The sequence below is a fragment of the Methylorubrum suomiense genome (assembly GCF_022179765.1).
GTDB classification, from domain to species: domain Bacteria; phylum Pseudomonadota; class Alphaproteobacteria; order Rhizobiales; family Beijerinckiaceae; genus Methylobacterium; species Methylobacterium suomiense.
This window is the reverse complement of record NZ_BPRE01000011.1, coordinates 134,933-149,890: the sequence shown is the minus strand read 5'-3', so window position 1 is coordinate 149,890 and position 14,958 is coordinate 134,933. Positions and strand designations below refer to the sequence as shown.

At 66.8% G+C, this 14,958-nt stretch carries 15 protein-coding genes; 13 read left to right on the top strand and 2 right to left on the bottom strand.

Translation table 11 applies throughout. The features are described from left to right. Positions 1–66 precede the first annotated feature (66 nt). The 8 genes from ruvB to tolB all read left to right on the top strand — a co-directional run bounded on the left by ruvB (position 67) and on the right by tolB (position 7,987). Positions 67–1,131, top strand: a complete 1,065-nt coding sequence (gene ruvB, locus MFF26_RS17850; RefSeq protein ID WP_137827202.1) for a Holliday junction branch migration DNA helicase RuvB — start codon at positions 67–69, stop codon at positions 1,129–1,131. Then, positions 1,109–2,065 (top strand): metallophosphoesterase, encoded by a 957-nt coding sequence (locus tag MFF26_RS17845; protein ID WP_238308269.1) that lies wholly within the window; start codon positions 1,109–1,111, stop codon positions 2,063–2,065. The genes ruvB and MFF26_RS17845 overlap by 23 nt, the downstream gene beginning before the upstream one ends. Positions 2,066–2,366: 301 nt before the next feature. Next, positions 2,367–3,083, top strand: a complete 717-nt coding sequence (locus MFF26_RS17840; RefSeq protein WP_137827200.1) for a DUF4142 domain-containing protein — start codon at positions 2,367–2,369, stop codon at positions 3,081–3,083. A 319-nt stretch (positions 3,084–3,402) separates the two neighbouring features. Further along, positions 3,403–3,849: a tol-pal system-associated acyl-CoA thioesterase gene (gene ybgC / locus MFF26_RS17835; protein WP_137827412.1), complete on the top strand. Its 447-nt coding sequence runs from the start codon at positions 3,403–3,405 to the stop codon at positions 3,847–3,849. A 173-nt stretch (positions 3,850–4,022) separates the two neighbouring features. Further along, positions 4,023–4,739, top strand: a complete 717-nt coding sequence (gene tolQ, locus MFF26_RS17830; RefSeq protein WP_137827199.1) for a protein TolQ — start codon at positions 4,023–4,025, stop codon at positions 4,737–4,739. Positions 4,740–4,766: 27 nt separating this feature from the next. Further along, positions 4,767–5,213 (top strand): ExbD/TolR family protein, encoded by a 447-nt coding sequence (locus tag MFF26_RS17825; RefSeq protein WP_137827198.1) that lies wholly within the window; start codon positions 4,767–4,769, stop codon positions 5,211–5,213. A gap of 16 nt (positions 5,214–5,229) precedes the next feature. Then, entirely contained in the window at positions 5,230–6,594 is a 1,365-nt protein-coding gene (gene tolA / locus MFF26_RS17820) for a cell envelope integrity protein TolA (protein WP_137827197.1), read from the top strand. A gap of 52 nt (positions 6,595–6,646) precedes the next feature. Further along, complete coding sequence (gene tolB / locus MFF26_RS17815; RefSeq protein ID WP_137827196.1) at positions 6,647–7,987, top strand: Tol-Pal system beta propeller repeat protein TolB; 1,341 nt, start codon at positions 6,647–6,649, stop codon at positions 7,985–7,987. A gap of 549 nt (positions 7,988–8,536) precedes the next feature. On the opposite strand, the gene MFF26_RS17810 is transcribed toward tolB, so the two are convergent. Further along, a complete protein-coding gene (locus MFF26_RS17810; RefSeq protein WP_171015357.1) occupies positions 8,537–9,028 on the bottom strand; it encodes a DUF3280 domain-containing protein in 492 nt (163 codons plus the stop codon). Between the two features lie 333 nt (positions 9,029–9,361). Then, positions 9,362–9,997 carry a glutathione S-transferase family protein gene (locus MFF26_RS17805; protein WP_137827194.1) on the bottom strand — a complete coding sequence of 212 codons (636 nt, stop codon included), beginning with the start codon at positions 9,995–9,997 and terminating at the stop codon, positions 9,362–9,364. Positions 9,998–10,250: 253 nt separating this feature from the next. On the opposite strand from MFF26_RS17805, the gene MFF26_RS17800 reads away from it, so the two are divergent. The 5 genes from MFF26_RS17800 to MFF26_RS17780 all read left to right on the top strand — a co-directional run bounded on the left by MFF26_RS17800 (position 10,251) and on the right by MFF26_RS17780 (position 14,945). Then, positions 10,251–10,523: a hypothetical protein gene (locus MFF26_RS17800; RefSeq protein WP_137827193.1), complete on the top strand. Its 273-nt coding sequence runs from the start codon at positions 10,251–10,253 to the stop codon at positions 10,521–10,523. Positions 10,524–10,609: 86 nt separating this feature from the next. After that, a complete protein-coding gene (locus MFF26_RS17795; RefSeq protein ID WP_137827192.1) occupies positions 10,610–11,032 on the top strand; it encodes a DUF4345 domain-containing protein in 423 nt (140 codons plus the stop codon). Continuing rightward, complete coding sequence (locus tag MFF26_RS17790) at positions 11,029–13,065, top strand: FUSC family protein (RefSeq protein WP_137827191.1); 2,037 nt, start codon at positions 11,029–11,031, stop codon at positions 13,063–13,065. The genes MFF26_RS17795 and MFF26_RS17790 overlap by 4 nt, the downstream gene beginning before the upstream one ends. A 366-nt stretch (positions 13,066–13,431) precedes the next feature. Beyond that, positions 13,432–13,929, top strand: coding sequence for an RNA polymerase sigma factor (locus MFF26_RS17785; RefSeq protein WP_137827190.1), 498 nt, complete (start codon positions 13,432–13,434; stop codon positions 13,927–13,929). Between the two features lie 68 nt (positions 13,930–13,997). Next, positions 13,998–14,945: a FecR family protein gene (locus MFF26_RS17780; protein WP_137827189.1), complete on the top strand. Its 948-nt coding sequence runs from the start codon at positions 13,998–14,000 to the stop codon at positions 14,943–14,945. Positions 14,946–14,958: the final 13 nt, after the last annotated feature.

Here is a 14,958-nt window from a genome sequence, read left to right as displayed (position 1 = left end):
CGCCGCGGTGGTGCCTGGGCGCGGGATGTGCAAAACCGCAGGGGCCGGCCGCCCCGCGAGACCCCCGTGAGCAAAGCCCGACCTTCCGAGAAAACCCTGCTGACGCCGGAGCGCCGGCCGGACGATGTCGACCAGTCGATCCGTCCCTTGAGCCTGTCCGAGTTCATCGGACAGCGGGCGGCGCGCGCCAACATGCAGATCTTCATCGAAGCCGCGAAGAAGACGGGTCAGGCCCTCGACCACGTGCTGTTCGTCGGCCCGCCGGGGCTGGGCAAGACCACGCTCGCCCAGATCGTCGCGCGCGAACTCGGCGTGAACTTCCGCTCGACTTCGGGGCCGGTCATCGCCAAGGCCGGCGACCTCGCCGCGCAGCTGACCAACCTCGAAGAGCGCGACGTGCTTTTCATCGACGAAATCCACCGCCTCAACCCGGCGGTGGAGGAGATCCTCTATCCGGCGATGGAGGATTACCAGCTCGATCTCATCATCGGCGAGGGCCCGGCCGCCCGCTCCGTCAAGATCGAGTTGCCGAAGTTCACGCTCGTCGGCGCCACCACCCGCGCCGGCCTGCTGACGACGCCGTTGCGCGACCGGTTCGGCATCCCGATCCGGCTCGAATTCTACGAGATCGATGAATTGGAGCTGATCGTGCGCCGCGGGGCGCGGGTGCTCGGCCTCGGCATGTCGGAGGCGGGAGCCAACGAGATCGCCAAGCGAGCGCGGGGCACGCCGCGCATCGCCGGGCGCCTGCTGCGCCGGGTGCGCGACTTCGCCATCGTCGAGGACGCGCCGACGGTGACCCGCGAGATCGCCGACCGGGCCCTGCAGATGCTGGACGTCGATCCCGTCGGCCTCGACGTGATGGATCGCAAGTACCTGACCCTGATCGCCGCCTCGTTCGGTGGCGGTCCGGTGGGGATCGAAACCATCGCGGCGGCGCTCTCGGAGCCGCGGGATGCCATCGAGGACATCATCGAGCCCTACCTGATCCAGAAGGGCTTCGTGCAGCGGACCCCGCGGGGGCGGGTGCTGACGCCGCATGCCTTCCGCCACATGGGCTTTGCCGAACCCCGGCGCGACCCGAGCACGCAGTTCGGTCTGTTTGCCGGTGACGACGACCCGGACGCCTGACCCGGCCGTCTTCACCGGCGCGGCGGTTCACGTCACCCGGCGCAGGGTGCTGACCGGCCTCGGCGGCGTCGCGCTCGCGGGTCTCGGAACCGCCGCCTACGGAATCGGCATCGAACCGGCGCGTCTCGTCGTGACGCGCTACCGGCTGCGCCCGCTCGGCCCCTGGCCCTCGGGTTTGTCCCTCCGCATCGTCGCCCTGGCCGATCTCCATGCCTGCGAGCCGTGGATGCCGGTCTCACGGATCGAGGGGATCGTCGCCACGGCGAACGCCCTCGGCGGCGACGTCATCGTGCTGCTCGGCGATTACGTGTCGGGCATGAATCTGGTCACCCGCTACGTGGATGCGGCCGAATGGGCGCCCGCCCTCGGGAGGCTCTCGGCGCCGCTCGGCACCTACGCGATCCTCGGCAACCACGATTGGTGGGAGGATCGCACGGCCCAACGCCGCGGTGGCGGTCCGACGATCGCGGGCACCGCCCTGACCCAGAACGGCATCCGCGTCCTGGAGAACGAGGCGTTGCCGCTCTTAGTGCGCGGCCACACGGTCTGGCTTGCGGGTTTGGGCGATCAGCTGGCGCTCTTGCCTGGGCGCAAGCGCTTCAAACATGCCCGCATCGGCCACGACGATCTTCCGGCGACCCTGGCGCAGATACCGGACGGAGCGCCCGCAATCCTGCTGGCGCACGAGCCCGACATCTTTCCGCAGGTGCCGCCGCGGATCGCGCTCACTCTTTCGGGTCATACCCACGGCGGGCAGATGCGCCTGTTCGGTTGGTCCCCGATCGTGCCCTCCCGATACGGCGCGCGATTCGCCTACGGGCATGTGCGCGAGCAGGCCGATCTCATCGTCTCGGGCGGCCTCGGCATGAGTATCGCCCCCGTTCGGCTCGGCATGCCTCCGGAGATCGTCGTCGTCGACCTCGGAGCCGAATGACCATGCAAGCCATGCGTCATACGCAATTCTCATGGGAGTCGAGAACAACCGGAACGACGGCATCCAACATTGTTCGGTTTTCGCGGTCTCCCCGCAAGCGCCAATAAATCACTGATCAGCAACAATTTTTACGCACATAGAAGCGTGACATTACCGATCCTGTGATCCGATGATCCTGTGTTCACAGGTTCGTGCGTATGCGGAACGCGCAGGATTCACGGCTGTTCTCGGCGCGACCACGCTCCTTCGAGAGCGCCGGCAAACGACCATCGAACAACAATCTTCGAAGGAAGACACCGCCATGAAGACGACCGTCCTGGCCGCACTCGGTCTGTCCGTCGCCGCCCTTGCCATGCCCGCCCTGGCGCAGGATGCCCTGCCGCTGCGCATCGGCACGGACGCGCCGATCGGATCTGCCGCTACCTCGACCCCGGAATTCCGCGCCGAGGCCCTGCGCTCGGACGCCACCAGCATCGAGGCCAGCCGCATCGCCCTCGAGCGTTCCCGCAATCCGCGCGTGCGCAGCTATGCCAATCGGGTGCTGACGGAGCGTGAGGCCACCACCAAGGCCCTCCTGCCCGAGGGGACCTCGCTGAGCGCCACCGGCCGCGTCGTGCCGGACAACCAGGGGATCCAGACCCGCCTCGACAACCCGGTCGGCCTCGTCCTCGCCCCGGTCACGATTGCGGCCAATATCGGCACCGGCATCGTCGGCGGCGTCCTGGGCGGCGTCGGCCTCATCGACAACAGCCCGGCCGAGCCCGGCCGCCGCGTCGCCATCGGCCCGAACGGCCAGAATCGTCTGGAGCGTCTGAAGGCCGCCCGCACGGCCCGCGAGTTCGATCGCACCTATGTCGAGCAGCAGGCCCGCTCGGACGCCCGGACGCTTGCTCTGTACGACAGCTATGCCCGCAACGGCGACAGCGCCGCCGGCCGCACCTTCGCCAACGAGGCGCTGCCCTACATCGCCAACGAGCACGCCCAGTCCGCCTCGCTGGCCGGCCGCATCGGCGGCTGATTCCTTTACACATGCGGATGACGGCAGGGCCGCCCCTCGGGGGCGGCCTTCGCCGTTTGTGGAATACTTTTCAGATCATTCGCCGTCCGACCGATAGGTTTGCCCATCCCCCTCATCTGAGATGCGAGCGAAGCGAAGCCTGGCAGGAGGACCTTCAGGGCTCGCGCGATCCGCCGGCCCCCTTCTTCGAGGCCGCCCCGCGGCACCTTGGGGCGTAGGGGTTGGGGCAGAGCGGCGGGCGATCGGTTCTTGAACTACAGTGGGGCTTCATGGCCGATCGAAACATGGCCCCGATCCCCGAAGTCCGTTGCGTGAGCCCATGACCCTGACCGGCACCCTCGCCGACGGCAGCCACCGCCTACCGCTGCGCGTCTATTACGAGGACACCGACTTCTCCGGTTTCGTCTACCATGCGAGCTACCTGCGCTTCATGGAGCGCGGACGCACCGAACTCCTGCGCAGCCTCGCCGGTGACCAGTCGGCGATGCATCAGGAGGGCGCCGGGATCGTCTTCGTCGTTCGCAAGATGAGCCTCGACTTCCTTAAGCCCGCCCGGATGGACGACCTGATCGACGTGGTGACGTGGTCGAGCGAATTGCGCGGAGCGTCCATGCATCTCGCGCAGGAGGTGCGCCGCGGCGAGGAGGTGCTGGTGCGCGCCGAGGTCGTCGTCGCCTGCGTCCGCGACGGCCGGGCGATCCGGCTGCCGGACGGGTTGCGCGCTGCGCTTTCGCGAACGCACCGCACCATCGCAACCGATCGTTAACCCTGACGGGTGCTTAAACGTCCCTTGCGAAGGGGAGCCGTCGAACCCTGATCGGGGCGCGACGCAACCCTTACTTTCGACAGATTCACGAGTGATCTCAATCATCATCGCTTAACGGATCGGTCGGGCTCATCGGCGCGCAGCGGCGCAGCCCTGACGACGCGAGGGATCTCATGACTCCAGCCGATGCCATGCAGGCCGCCCCCGCCGTGGACATGAGCCTGTTCGGCCTGTTCTGGCAGGCCCATTTCGTCGTCAAGATCGTGATGGTGGGGCTGCTCGGCGCCTCGATCTGGTGCTGGTCGATCATCGTCGACAAGACGCTGCTGTTCCGGCGGGTCGAGGCCGAGATGGACGCCTTCGAGGAGGCGTTCTGGTCGGGTCGCTCGCTGGAGGAACTCTACCGCTCGTTCAACGACCGCCAGCCGACCGGCCTCGGCGCCCTGTTCGTGGCCGCGATGCGGGAATGGAAGCGCTCCTTCGAAGGATCGGGCCGCCAGATCCATTCCTTGTCCCAGCGAATCGACAAGGTGCTCGACGTGACGATCCAGCGCGAAGTCGAGCGGCTCGATTCGCGGCTGCTGTTCCTCGCCTCGATCGGTTCGGCCGGTCCATATATCGGCCTGTTCGGAACGGTGTGGGGCATCATGACGGCCTTTACCTCGATCGCGGCCTCCAAGAACACCTCTCTCGCCGTCGTGGCGCCGGGTATTGCCGAGGCACTGTTCGCCACCGCCATCGGGCTGTTCGCGGCGATCCCGGCGGTGCTCGCCTACAACAAGCTCCAGGCCTCGGTCGCCAAGTCGCAATCGCGGCTCGAGGGCTTCGCCGACGAGTTCTCGGCGATCCTGTCCCGCCAGATCGACGAGCGCATGTCGCTCGCCGCCTGATCTCGTCCGACGACAGGAACCGATCCCATGTCCATGACGCACGGCGCGGCGAAGGGTGGCAGCAAGCGCCGCCGTCGCGGACGGCGCGGAGCCGGCGCCATCAACGAAATCAACATGACGCCGTTCATCGACGTCGTGCTGGTGCTGCTCATCGTCTTCATGGTGGCCGCGCCGATGATGACCGTCGGGGTTCCCCTCGATCTGCCGCAATCGAAGGCGAGCCCCCTCAATTCCGACGTCAAGCCGATCACCCTCTCGATCCGCCGTACCGGCGAGGTCTATCTCGGCGAGGCGGAGCTGCGCGACGACGATATCGTGCCCCAGCTGATGCAGTCGGCGAAATCCGGCACCGAGGACCGCGTGTTCGTGCGCGGCGACAAGCGGGTCGATTACGGCCGCGTCGCGCAGGTGATGGCGATCGTGACCGGCGGCGGCTTCAAGAAGGTCGCCCTCGTCACCGAGCCCGACAATTAAGGGAGTTCGCGGACCCGTGGCTCTGCGCTGGCCCCTGAAAGACTTCGACCGGAAGGAACCGGGCGTCTGGATCTCCGGCGCCGCCCATGCCGCGGTGCTGGGCGTCGCCCTGTTCGCGGTGGCCGCCCCGGCCCTGCCCGACGCCCAGGAAGGCGTGCCGGTCGAGGTGATGACCGAGCAGGAATTCTCGCAGATGACGCGCGGGCAGCGCGACGCCGAGAAGCCGGAGAACACGCCCAATCGTGCCGAGCGGGTCTCGGAGAAGATCGAGGAGCGCGAACCGGAGAACGCGAAGGTCGATGCGCCCGCCGCGCCGACCCGGACCGCGGACATGAAGGTCGCCTCCGTCGATGCGATTCCCCTGCGTGCCGACACCGCCGATCCGGTGAAGGAGGAGGCCGAAGCGGCCGCCGCCAAGGCCGCCGCCGCCAAGGCCGAGGCGGCCAAAGCCGAAGCCGCCAAGGCGGCGGAGGCGAAGGCCAAGGCGGAAGCTCGCGCCAAGGCCGACGCAGCGGCCAAGGCGGAAGCGGCCAAGGCCGCCGCCAAGGCCGAGGCCGAGAAGCGCGAGGAATTGCAGAAACTGATCGAGCGCGAGCAGGCCGAGGCGGAAGCTGCCGCGAAGGCGGAAGCGAAAGCCAAGGCTGAAGCGAAGGCCGAGGCCAAGGCCAAGGCCGACGCGAAGGCCAGGGCCGAAGCGAAGGCTGAAGCCCAGGCCAAAGCCGAAGCGCAGGCGAAGGCCGAGGCGGAAGCCAAGGCCCGCGAGGCCGAGCATCAGAAGCAGCTCGCCGATGCCAAGGCCAAGGCGGACGCCGCGGCGAAGGCGGAGGCCGATGCCAAGGCCAAGGCCGAGGCGGCTGCGAAAGCCAGGGCGAAAGCGGTGGCGGACGCAAGAGCGAAGGCCGACGCAGAGGCCAAGGCGCGCCAGCAGGCCGAACTCGCCAACAAGTTCAATGCGGGCGATATCCGCCAGACGCTGGCCTCGCACGCGGCCTCGCAATCGACCGGCTCGACCGGTCGCGAAGTGCAGCGCACCGCCTCTTTGGGCGCGGCGAGCGGCACCTCGCAGAAGCTGTCGCCGTCGCTCCGCGATGCCCTCGTCGGCATGCTGCAGCAGCAGATCGAGCGGTGCTACTCGGCGCCGCCCGGCGCGGCGCAGGGCGTGGTTCTGCCGATGCTCGACATCCGCCTGAACCCCGATGGCTCGCTCACCAACGAGCCGCGGATCATGCGCGGCGGCGCCAACGCCGTCGACCAGTCGATCGCCCAGGCCGCGTTGCGCGCGGTGCGGCGTTGCGCGCCCTACAAGATCCCGGCCCAGTACGCGCCCTATTACAACGACTGGAAAGCCATCAACGCCGAGTTCGAGTTCTCCCCCGTCTGATCCGACGGGTTCGGCGCCTTCCGTTTCCCAGCGAGCCTCCGGACGACTTCCCATGCCTGGAACAGCCTTCACCCGGCGCGCCCTCCTGCCGGCGCTCTCGGCGGCCCTCGGCGTTCTCGCCCTGGCGCTGCCCGCCGCGACGCCGGCCCATGCCCAGCTCCAGCTCCGCATTGGCAGCGGCGCCTTTCAGCCGATGCCGATCGCGGTGGCGGATTTCGCGGGCGACGCGAGCCTCGGCACGCTGGTGGCGAGCGTCATCACGAACAACCTGCGCCGCTCGGGCTATTTCACACCGTTGGAGAAAGCCCGTTTCCCCGAGTCGCCGAGCTTCGACGCCGCCCCGAACTTCGAGGCCTGGAAGGGCGCCGGGGTCCAAGCGCTGGTCACCGGTCGGGTCGGGCGCGACGGTTCGGGACGACTCACCGTCGCCTTCCGTCTCTGGGACGTGGCCTCGGGCCAGCAGATGGCCGGCCAGCAATACGGGACCGACGTCGCCAATGCGCGCCGCACCGGTCACCTCGTCTCCGACGCGGTCTACACCAAGATCACCGGCCTCGGCCCCTGGTTCGACAGCCGGGTCGCCTTCGTCGACGAGTCGGGGCCGAAGGAGAACCGCCGCAAACGGCTGATGGTGATGGACCAGGACGGCGCCAATGTCCGGGCGCTGACCGGTGGCGGCGATGTCGCCGTGGTGGCGCCGCGCTACTCGCCCGCCGGCCAGGACATCGCCTTCATGACCCAGGCGACCGGCCAGCAGCCCAAGGTGCAAATGATCGACCTCGAAACCGGCCAGCGCCAGACGGTCGGCAATTTCGCGTCCATGAGCGCCAGCCCGCGCTTCTCGCCGGACGGGCGCCGCCTTGTGATGAGCGTGCAGCAGGGTGGCAATGCCGACATCGTCACCGTCGATCTGGCCTCGAAGGCGCAGAAGCCGATCACGCAGGGGCTGGCCATCGACACCTCGCCCACCTATTCGCCCGACGGCAGCCAGATCGTGTTCGAATCGGATCGCGGCGGCTCGCAGCAGATCTACGTGATGGGCGCCGACGGCTCGAATCCGCGCCGCATCTCGTTCGGCGAGGGCTCGGCCTCGCAGCCGGCGTGGTCGCCGCGGGGCGACCTCATCGCCTTCACGCGCCAGCGCAAGGGCGGCTTCGCCATCTGCGTGATGAAGCCCGACGGGTCGGGCGAGCGGGTGCTCACCGAAGGCTTCCACAACGAGAGCCCGACCTTCGCGCCCAACGGGCAATACGTGATGTTCTTCCGCGACCCCGGCGGCCAGGGCGGCGGCAAGCTCTACATGGTCGACATCACCGGCAAGGTCGAGCAGCCGGTGCCGACCCCGAGCTACGCCTCCGACCCGACTTGGTCGCCGCTGCTGGCGGGACGGTGATCGCGGGCCCGGCGATCCGCGCCCCGCGGCGCGGACCGTCCGTCGGGCCATTTTCCACGACGAGAACCGCGCGGGCCCTTCGGGCCGGCACGGCGAAACGAAAACCGCGATTGGAAGACGAACCGCGGCGGAAGCGCTCCGCAGGTGGGGCTGATGCGTGTTCGAAGACGTGCCGTGTCGGCCGCTTCTGCGCCCCTAGGGAGTCGCTTCCGTCCGGTGCTCGTCGTGGGCCGCTCAGTCCGGGACCGAACTCAATCCCGGGCCGTCACAGCGGCTACCTGCTGCGGTGGAGTCATCCCTGTCTCCTCCAGCTTTCACCAAGCAACCGCGCGCGGACAGCGCCGTTTCTTGGCCGATATGCTTGCTCTCGCGAAGCACCTAAGGAGGTTGCGACCGTATTGATCGCGCGTCAAGACGGAAAAAGCGCGGCCAAGCTCTTATGATTGTGCTCCCTAAGATACAGATCGATCAAACGGTCGATCCGGCAACGACTTAGGAGGCCGAACTTTTTATGCGGCGTCCGACGGCCAACGGGGCTCAACGGAAACGCTAGCGACCGTCGAGCATGCGGTTCTTCACGAGGTAGCGAATGCCCCGGTCGAAGGACTCGTCGGTGTTGCCGCGCAGATCGACACTATAGGCCTGCTCGGGCGCACCCTCCTTCAGCGGCTTCACGTAGACGTTGATGTTGAGGATCAGGTTCGAGACCTTCTGAACTTCGCCGGTGATGGCCGCGTCCGCGCCGAGCTTCCGGGCGAAATCGTCGGCGCAGCCATTGCAGGCGCGCAGGTCGGAGCTCTTCTTGACGTCCTCACGAACCGGATCGGTCGAGACGATGCGGTAACGTCCGCTTTCGGCGAGCAACGTGCGCAGGGTGTCGCTTGTCCGGCGCAGGCGTGCCCGCTCCGCTTCGTCCGGCTCGGTCGGGCTATTGCGGGCGAACTGGAAGTCGAACACCGCGGCCTTGTCCGGCTCGGCGAAGGCGGGGCCGAGGGTCAAGCCGATGAGGCCGGCCGCGACCAACGTCGATGATCGGCGCATCATATCCTCCCGAAAGCGCTCTCTCTTCAGCGAGACACGGGGAGGGAACCGACGAGCGCCGGACTTTGCTCAACGGTTCGGAGAGGAGAAACATTCCAGCATCAATTGCGTCGCAGGATATCGCCCTGACCCCGCTGCTCCCCCCAAAGCGGGGCAGACCGACGGGCCGGCGCGATGTCTTCCCCCGGCAGAGGCGCCGGCCCGCCGGCACCGCCAAACCGGCCGGCCCGAACTCGGTATCCGGGTCGATGGCATCCGTGGCCGGCGGCTGTCGCGACCACCGAGCCGCGCATTCACTTGCTGAACCGGCGCCCACTTCTCGCGGATCGCGCTTCAAATTGCCGAGAAGCCCCGCTGCACCGCCGGGCGCTTGAGCAACGCATCGCGCCAACGACGGACGTTCGGCAACGTATCGAGCGCCACACCCTGCTTCTCGTGGAACTTCACCCAAGTCAGGCAGGCGATGTCGGCGATCGAGTAGGCGTCGGCGAGATAGTCGCGACCCGCGAGGCGCCGGTCGAGCACGCCGTAGAGACGCCGTGATTCTTCGGTGAAGCGATCGACGGCGTAGGGAATCTTCTCCTGCGCGTAGATGCGGAAATGGTGGGCCTGCCCCAGCATCGGTCCGAGGCCGCCGACCTGCCAGAACAGCCATTCGTCCACAGCGACCCGGGCCCGCTCATCGGTGGGATAGAGGCAGCCGGTCTTCCGCCCGAGATATTGTAGGATCGCCCCGGACTCGAAGACCGAGATCGGCTGTCCGCCCGGTCCTTCGGGATCGACGATCGCCGGAATCTTGTTGTTGGGCGAGATCGCTAGGAAGTCCGGCGCCATCTGCTCGCCCTTGCCGATATTGACCGGCACGATGCGGTAGGGGAGGCCGCATTCCTCCAGCATGATCGGGATCTTCCACCCGTTCGGGGTGCTCCAGGTGTGGACCTCGATCGGCTGCGCCGTCGTCACCGCCATGCTGGCATCCCGGATTGCGGCCTCCCTTCCGATGCGTCGGGAGGCGCGCGACGAGCCCATGCCCGTCCATTCCGAAGGACGTAGCGCGGTTCGGGCTCGGGGCTCAAGCGCTCCGGCCACGCTTAACGCAACGAGTGCGCAGCGATGGAGCCGTAGCAAGCCGGGCGGGCGCTTGCTCTTTCAACTTGAATACGGCTGAGATGCGCCCCGCGGGCCGCGGGATCGCCGGCTCGGCCCACCGGAGTCGTCCCCCATGCTCTTTCGTCTCCTCGCCGCGGTCGCGCTCGCCGCGCCGCTCCTGCTGACGCCGGTCCTTTCGCAGGCCGCGCCCGCCGCTTCGGCCGCCAAGGAGGCCGCGAAGGAGACGAAGGAGCCGAGCGTGGCACAATCGGCCGCCCGCGAGCGCCAGAAGAAATGCGGCTCCGAGTGGCGGGGCCTCACGGCCGCCGAGAAGACCGCACAGGGGCCGAAATGGCCGCAATATTACAGCAAGTGCGTCAAGCGCCTGAAGGAGAAGACGGCCTGACGCCCGTGCGGGGCCGTCGCGCGTGAACCGGAGTCGATTCGTCCGGGTTGGGAGCCCGTTCGGTCCGAGCCGGGAGCCTCGACACCATGCAGCGTGAGCGCCGCACCCTCCAACGCACGGTGGCGATCGCCGCGATCCTGCCGATCGCCGCCGGACTCTACGGTGTGCTGTTTGGGATCGACGGCATCGGCACCAACCCGGCGGTGAACGTCTCGGCAGACAGCGATTTCCGCTATTTGTCCGGCCTGCTCACCGGCATCGGATTCCTGTTCCTCACCTGTGTGCCGGGGATCGAAGACAAGACCACCCTGTTCCGGTTTCTGACCCTGGTCGTCGTTCTCGGCGGCCTCGCCCGGCTCCTCGGCCTTGCGCTGACCGGACTGCCTTCGGTGACGATGCTGGCAGCCCTGGTCCTCGAGCTCGGCGTCGCGCCGTTGCTCTGCCTCTGGCAGACGCGGGTGGCCGGGCTCGCTCGCGACGCCACCCTCCTGAATGGACCGCGACCATGAGCCGGGCGGAGGCCGGCGCAACGGGCATCGGCGCGCGTCTCGTCGATGCGCTCGACCGATGGGTTCCGAAGCCGGCGGCCTGGGCCTTCGCGCTGCGTATCTGGATCGCCATGATGCTCGCGCTCTACGCCGCCTTCTGGCTCCAGCTCGACAGCGCGTCCTCGGCCGCCGTCGGCGTGGCGATCCTGGCCCAGCCGAAGCGCGGACAGGCCCTGTCGAAGGCGTTCTATCGTTTTCTCGGCACGCTCGTCGGCGGCGTGGTCGCCATCGTCCTGATGTCCCTCTTCGCGCAGGACCGGGTGCTTCTTCTCGTCGGGTTCGCGCTGTGGCTGGGGCTCTGTGTCTTCGTCGCCCAGTTCCTTCAGGACACCCGGGCCTACGGGGCGATGCTCTCCGGCTATACCGTGGCGATCATCGCCGTCGCCCATATCGATGCGCCGCAGACCACGTTCGACGCCGCCGTGGGGCGCATCGCCGCCATCGCGGTGGCGATCGTGGCGATCACCTTCATCAACGATGCCCTCGCCTCGCCGAGCACGTGGCACGCCCTGAATCCCCGCTTGGCCGAGGCCTTCTCCACGGTCCGAGCATTCGCCCGCGAGGCGCTGACCCATGGCGATCCCGGGCCGGAGCGGACGGCGGCACTGATCGGCCGGATCGCGCCGATGCGGGCGGATGCCAGCGCCATCGCGGGCGAACTCGACGACGGCGTGAACCGGGCGGCGGGGGCGCGGAGCGCCATCGCCGCGCTCTACGTGCTGGCAGCGGCGAGCCGGGCGCTGGCCGCCGCCATGGCCCGCATCCCGCAACCGCAGGGAATCGTGCGCGAGGCCCATGCACTGGCCCTGCGCACGGTCTCGGACAGACGCTCGGCGGCCGATCTGGAACGCGATGGCGACCGTCTGCGGGATCTCGTCGACGAAGCTCTCCGCAGCGGCGAGCGCTCCATCGACGAGGTGATGGCGTTGCAGCGGGCCCTCGATGTCGCCAACGCAGCGACCTTCGCGGAAGACGGCCTGCGGGCGCTCGGCGATGGGCACCGGCCGCTGCGGAACGTGGCGCTGCCGACGCATCGCGACTTTCAGGTGGCGTTGCGCGCGGCCCTTCGCGTCGCCATCGCCTTCGGTGTGACGGCGGGCTTCTTCATTCTGGCCGGATTGCCCCAGACCTCCTTCGCCCTGGTGCAGGTGGCGGCAACCTGCGCGCTGTCCTCGGTGACGCCCGACCCGCGGAAATTCGCGCTCGGCGTCCTGATCGGGATGCCGCTCGCCGCGCTCTGCGCCGGCACGATCCTGTTCGTCTTCCTTAACGGGAGCCAGGGCTTCCCGCTGCTCGCCATCGCTATGGCGCCGGTGGTGTTCCTGGCCTGCTTCCTGTCGCTTAACCCGCCGACCTTCACGGTGGGCTTCATCACCCTGGTCTTCACCCCCGTCCTGATCTCGCCGGAAAACCCGCAGAGCTACGACCCGCAGACCTTCCTGATGAATGCGCTGCTCGTCGTGATCGCGGCCATCATCCTGTTCCTGACGGTGCGCCTCGTCCTGCCGATCTCGGCCTCGCAGCACCGGGCCTTCGCCCTCGAAGAGGCCCGGCGCGATCTCGCCGAGGCGCTGACCGGGGAGGGGGGCGACGCCACCACCCGCACCAGCCTGAATGCCGACCGGCTGTTCCAATTCTCGGCCTGGAACTCCGGCAGCGGCGCAGTGCGCCGGGCGAGCCTGCATCACGCCTTCGCCGTTGCGCAGTTGGAGGCCGCCGCCGCCCGCGCGCACGCGCAGCTCCGCCAGTTGCGCCATGTCGGCGACTTGACCGAACGGGTCGGCCGGGCCCGCGAGGCACTCGCCACCGGTCGCTGCGACGCGCTCGACAGCGCCGCTACGAGCCTGATCCGGGCCGCGGGCGGCCAATCCCGCGATGTCCGCCTGATGCTGGCCCGCGCGGCCACCGATCTCGCCATGGCCTCGCGCGTGATCCGACGCCACGGACGCTTCTTCCGGCGCCTCTCGCTGCCGGGCACCGAAGTCGGCGGTTAGGCCTGGGTCACGAAGGAGGGAAGACTTCTGACCCATGGCGACTGCTCATGCGTAAGTATCACCGCCCGAAGCACTCGCGCGATATCTTCGTTGTTTACAAATCTCGATCCGGGAATTCATACATCGTTTGATACGACAAATCAGGATAATTGATAGTTACTGCTCCTCATGCGCAAGGATACGCATTGCGCGTAGATCTTCCATCACGTCACTCAAACCAATATACTGCGACTATATATGTCGCTGCGAATCTCTTAATTGGAATAAATCTGATTTTCTATCGTTGCGACAGATCCAATAACTCTATAAGAAGCGACATAAAATATTGATGCCGCAATACGATATTCATGTATTGAGCCGGAGACGATGTGGGACGTACAAAGTCTCTTCCGCAGTCACTCTAAGGAACTGATGCGCTTCCTGCGCCGACGCGTCGCCTCACCGGCGATGGCGGCAGATCTGACGCAAGATGCATTTCTGGCACTTTTGACGGTCAAAACTCATCAGATCACCGATGGACGGGCTTACTTGTTCCGTACGGCTGCCAATCTTGCGATCAACCATAATCGGCGTGAATCGATCCTGTCCTTCACGGACAATGCCGACACGAGTTTGGCCAACCTGCCGGACGATGCGCCGTCACCCGAGCGCATCGTTCTCTCCCGGCAGGAACTGGCGTTGATCTGCGAAGTCTTAGACGATCTACCGGACATGCAACGTAGGATTTTTATTCTCTCCCGGATTGACGGCCTGACTTACGAAGCCATCGGCCAGCGTCTAAGAATTTCAAGCAAGACCGCGTTCAGTCATATGGTGCGCATCTTGGTACGCATGCAGCTGCAACTGGACGCTGCCCGCGAGTGATGGGCTGATATGGAAGCGTTTGTCCGCTTAGTCCGGCGAACATCGTACCGAACTGCCTGACAACTCCCATGAAACGCTCCCAGAACGATATGGATATTGACGACGATCGCGCCAGGATCGTTGAGCGAGCTGCCTTCTGGTATCTCAAGATGAACGACGGCGTCCCCTTGGAAGCGGACCGTGCCGCCCTTCAATCTTGGCTCACGAGCGACGAACGTCACGCAGTGGCCTACGCCGAGGTCGGCCGCTTGTGGGACGGAGCCATGGGGATGTCCCTATCCAAACCACAGCGGGTGCGCCCCCTGGTCAGCAGACGCACCATCGGGAAGGCGGCCGTGGGGGCTGGTCTCGGCTTGGCTGGCTGGATGTCTTTGAACGATTATCCCACCGCCGATTTTCATACGGGCATCGGAGAGCGTCGAAGCATCGCCCTGCCCGATGGATCGACCGTAGACCTTGCCGCGAAATCTGCCTTGTCCCTCGACTATTCGACACAACGGCGAAGATTGCAGCTGCATGAGGGAGACGCATTCTTCAACGTCGCGCCGGATGCGCAGCGTCCCTTCATCGTGGCGGCCGGCCGCGGCCAGATCACAGCCCTCGGTACGGCGTTCGGAGTCGCTCTGCACGACGACCGCGCCACCGTCATCGTGACCGAACATGGCGTCGAAGTGCTCCACGATAAGCGTACGACGCGGCTGACTGCCGGTACGGCCATCGACTATCAGGTCGATATGATGGGAGATCCACATCCCTCGGAGACACGTGCCGATCTCGCTTGGCGCGAGGGACGTCTCGTTTTCACGCGAGCCCCTCTCGGTCTTGTGGTCAAGACGCTGAATCGCTGGCGAAAGGGTCGCGTCATTCTGATGAGCAGCGCCCTGGCCGCACGACCCGTCACGCTCATTGCGAACCTGCATCGTTTGGATGGCGTCATGTCGCAACTCGCGCAAGCCATTCCCCTGCGCGTGGTCGATGGCCCATTCAAAACGGTGCTGCTCTTCGCACCGAGCTGATTTTTTTCTCGGC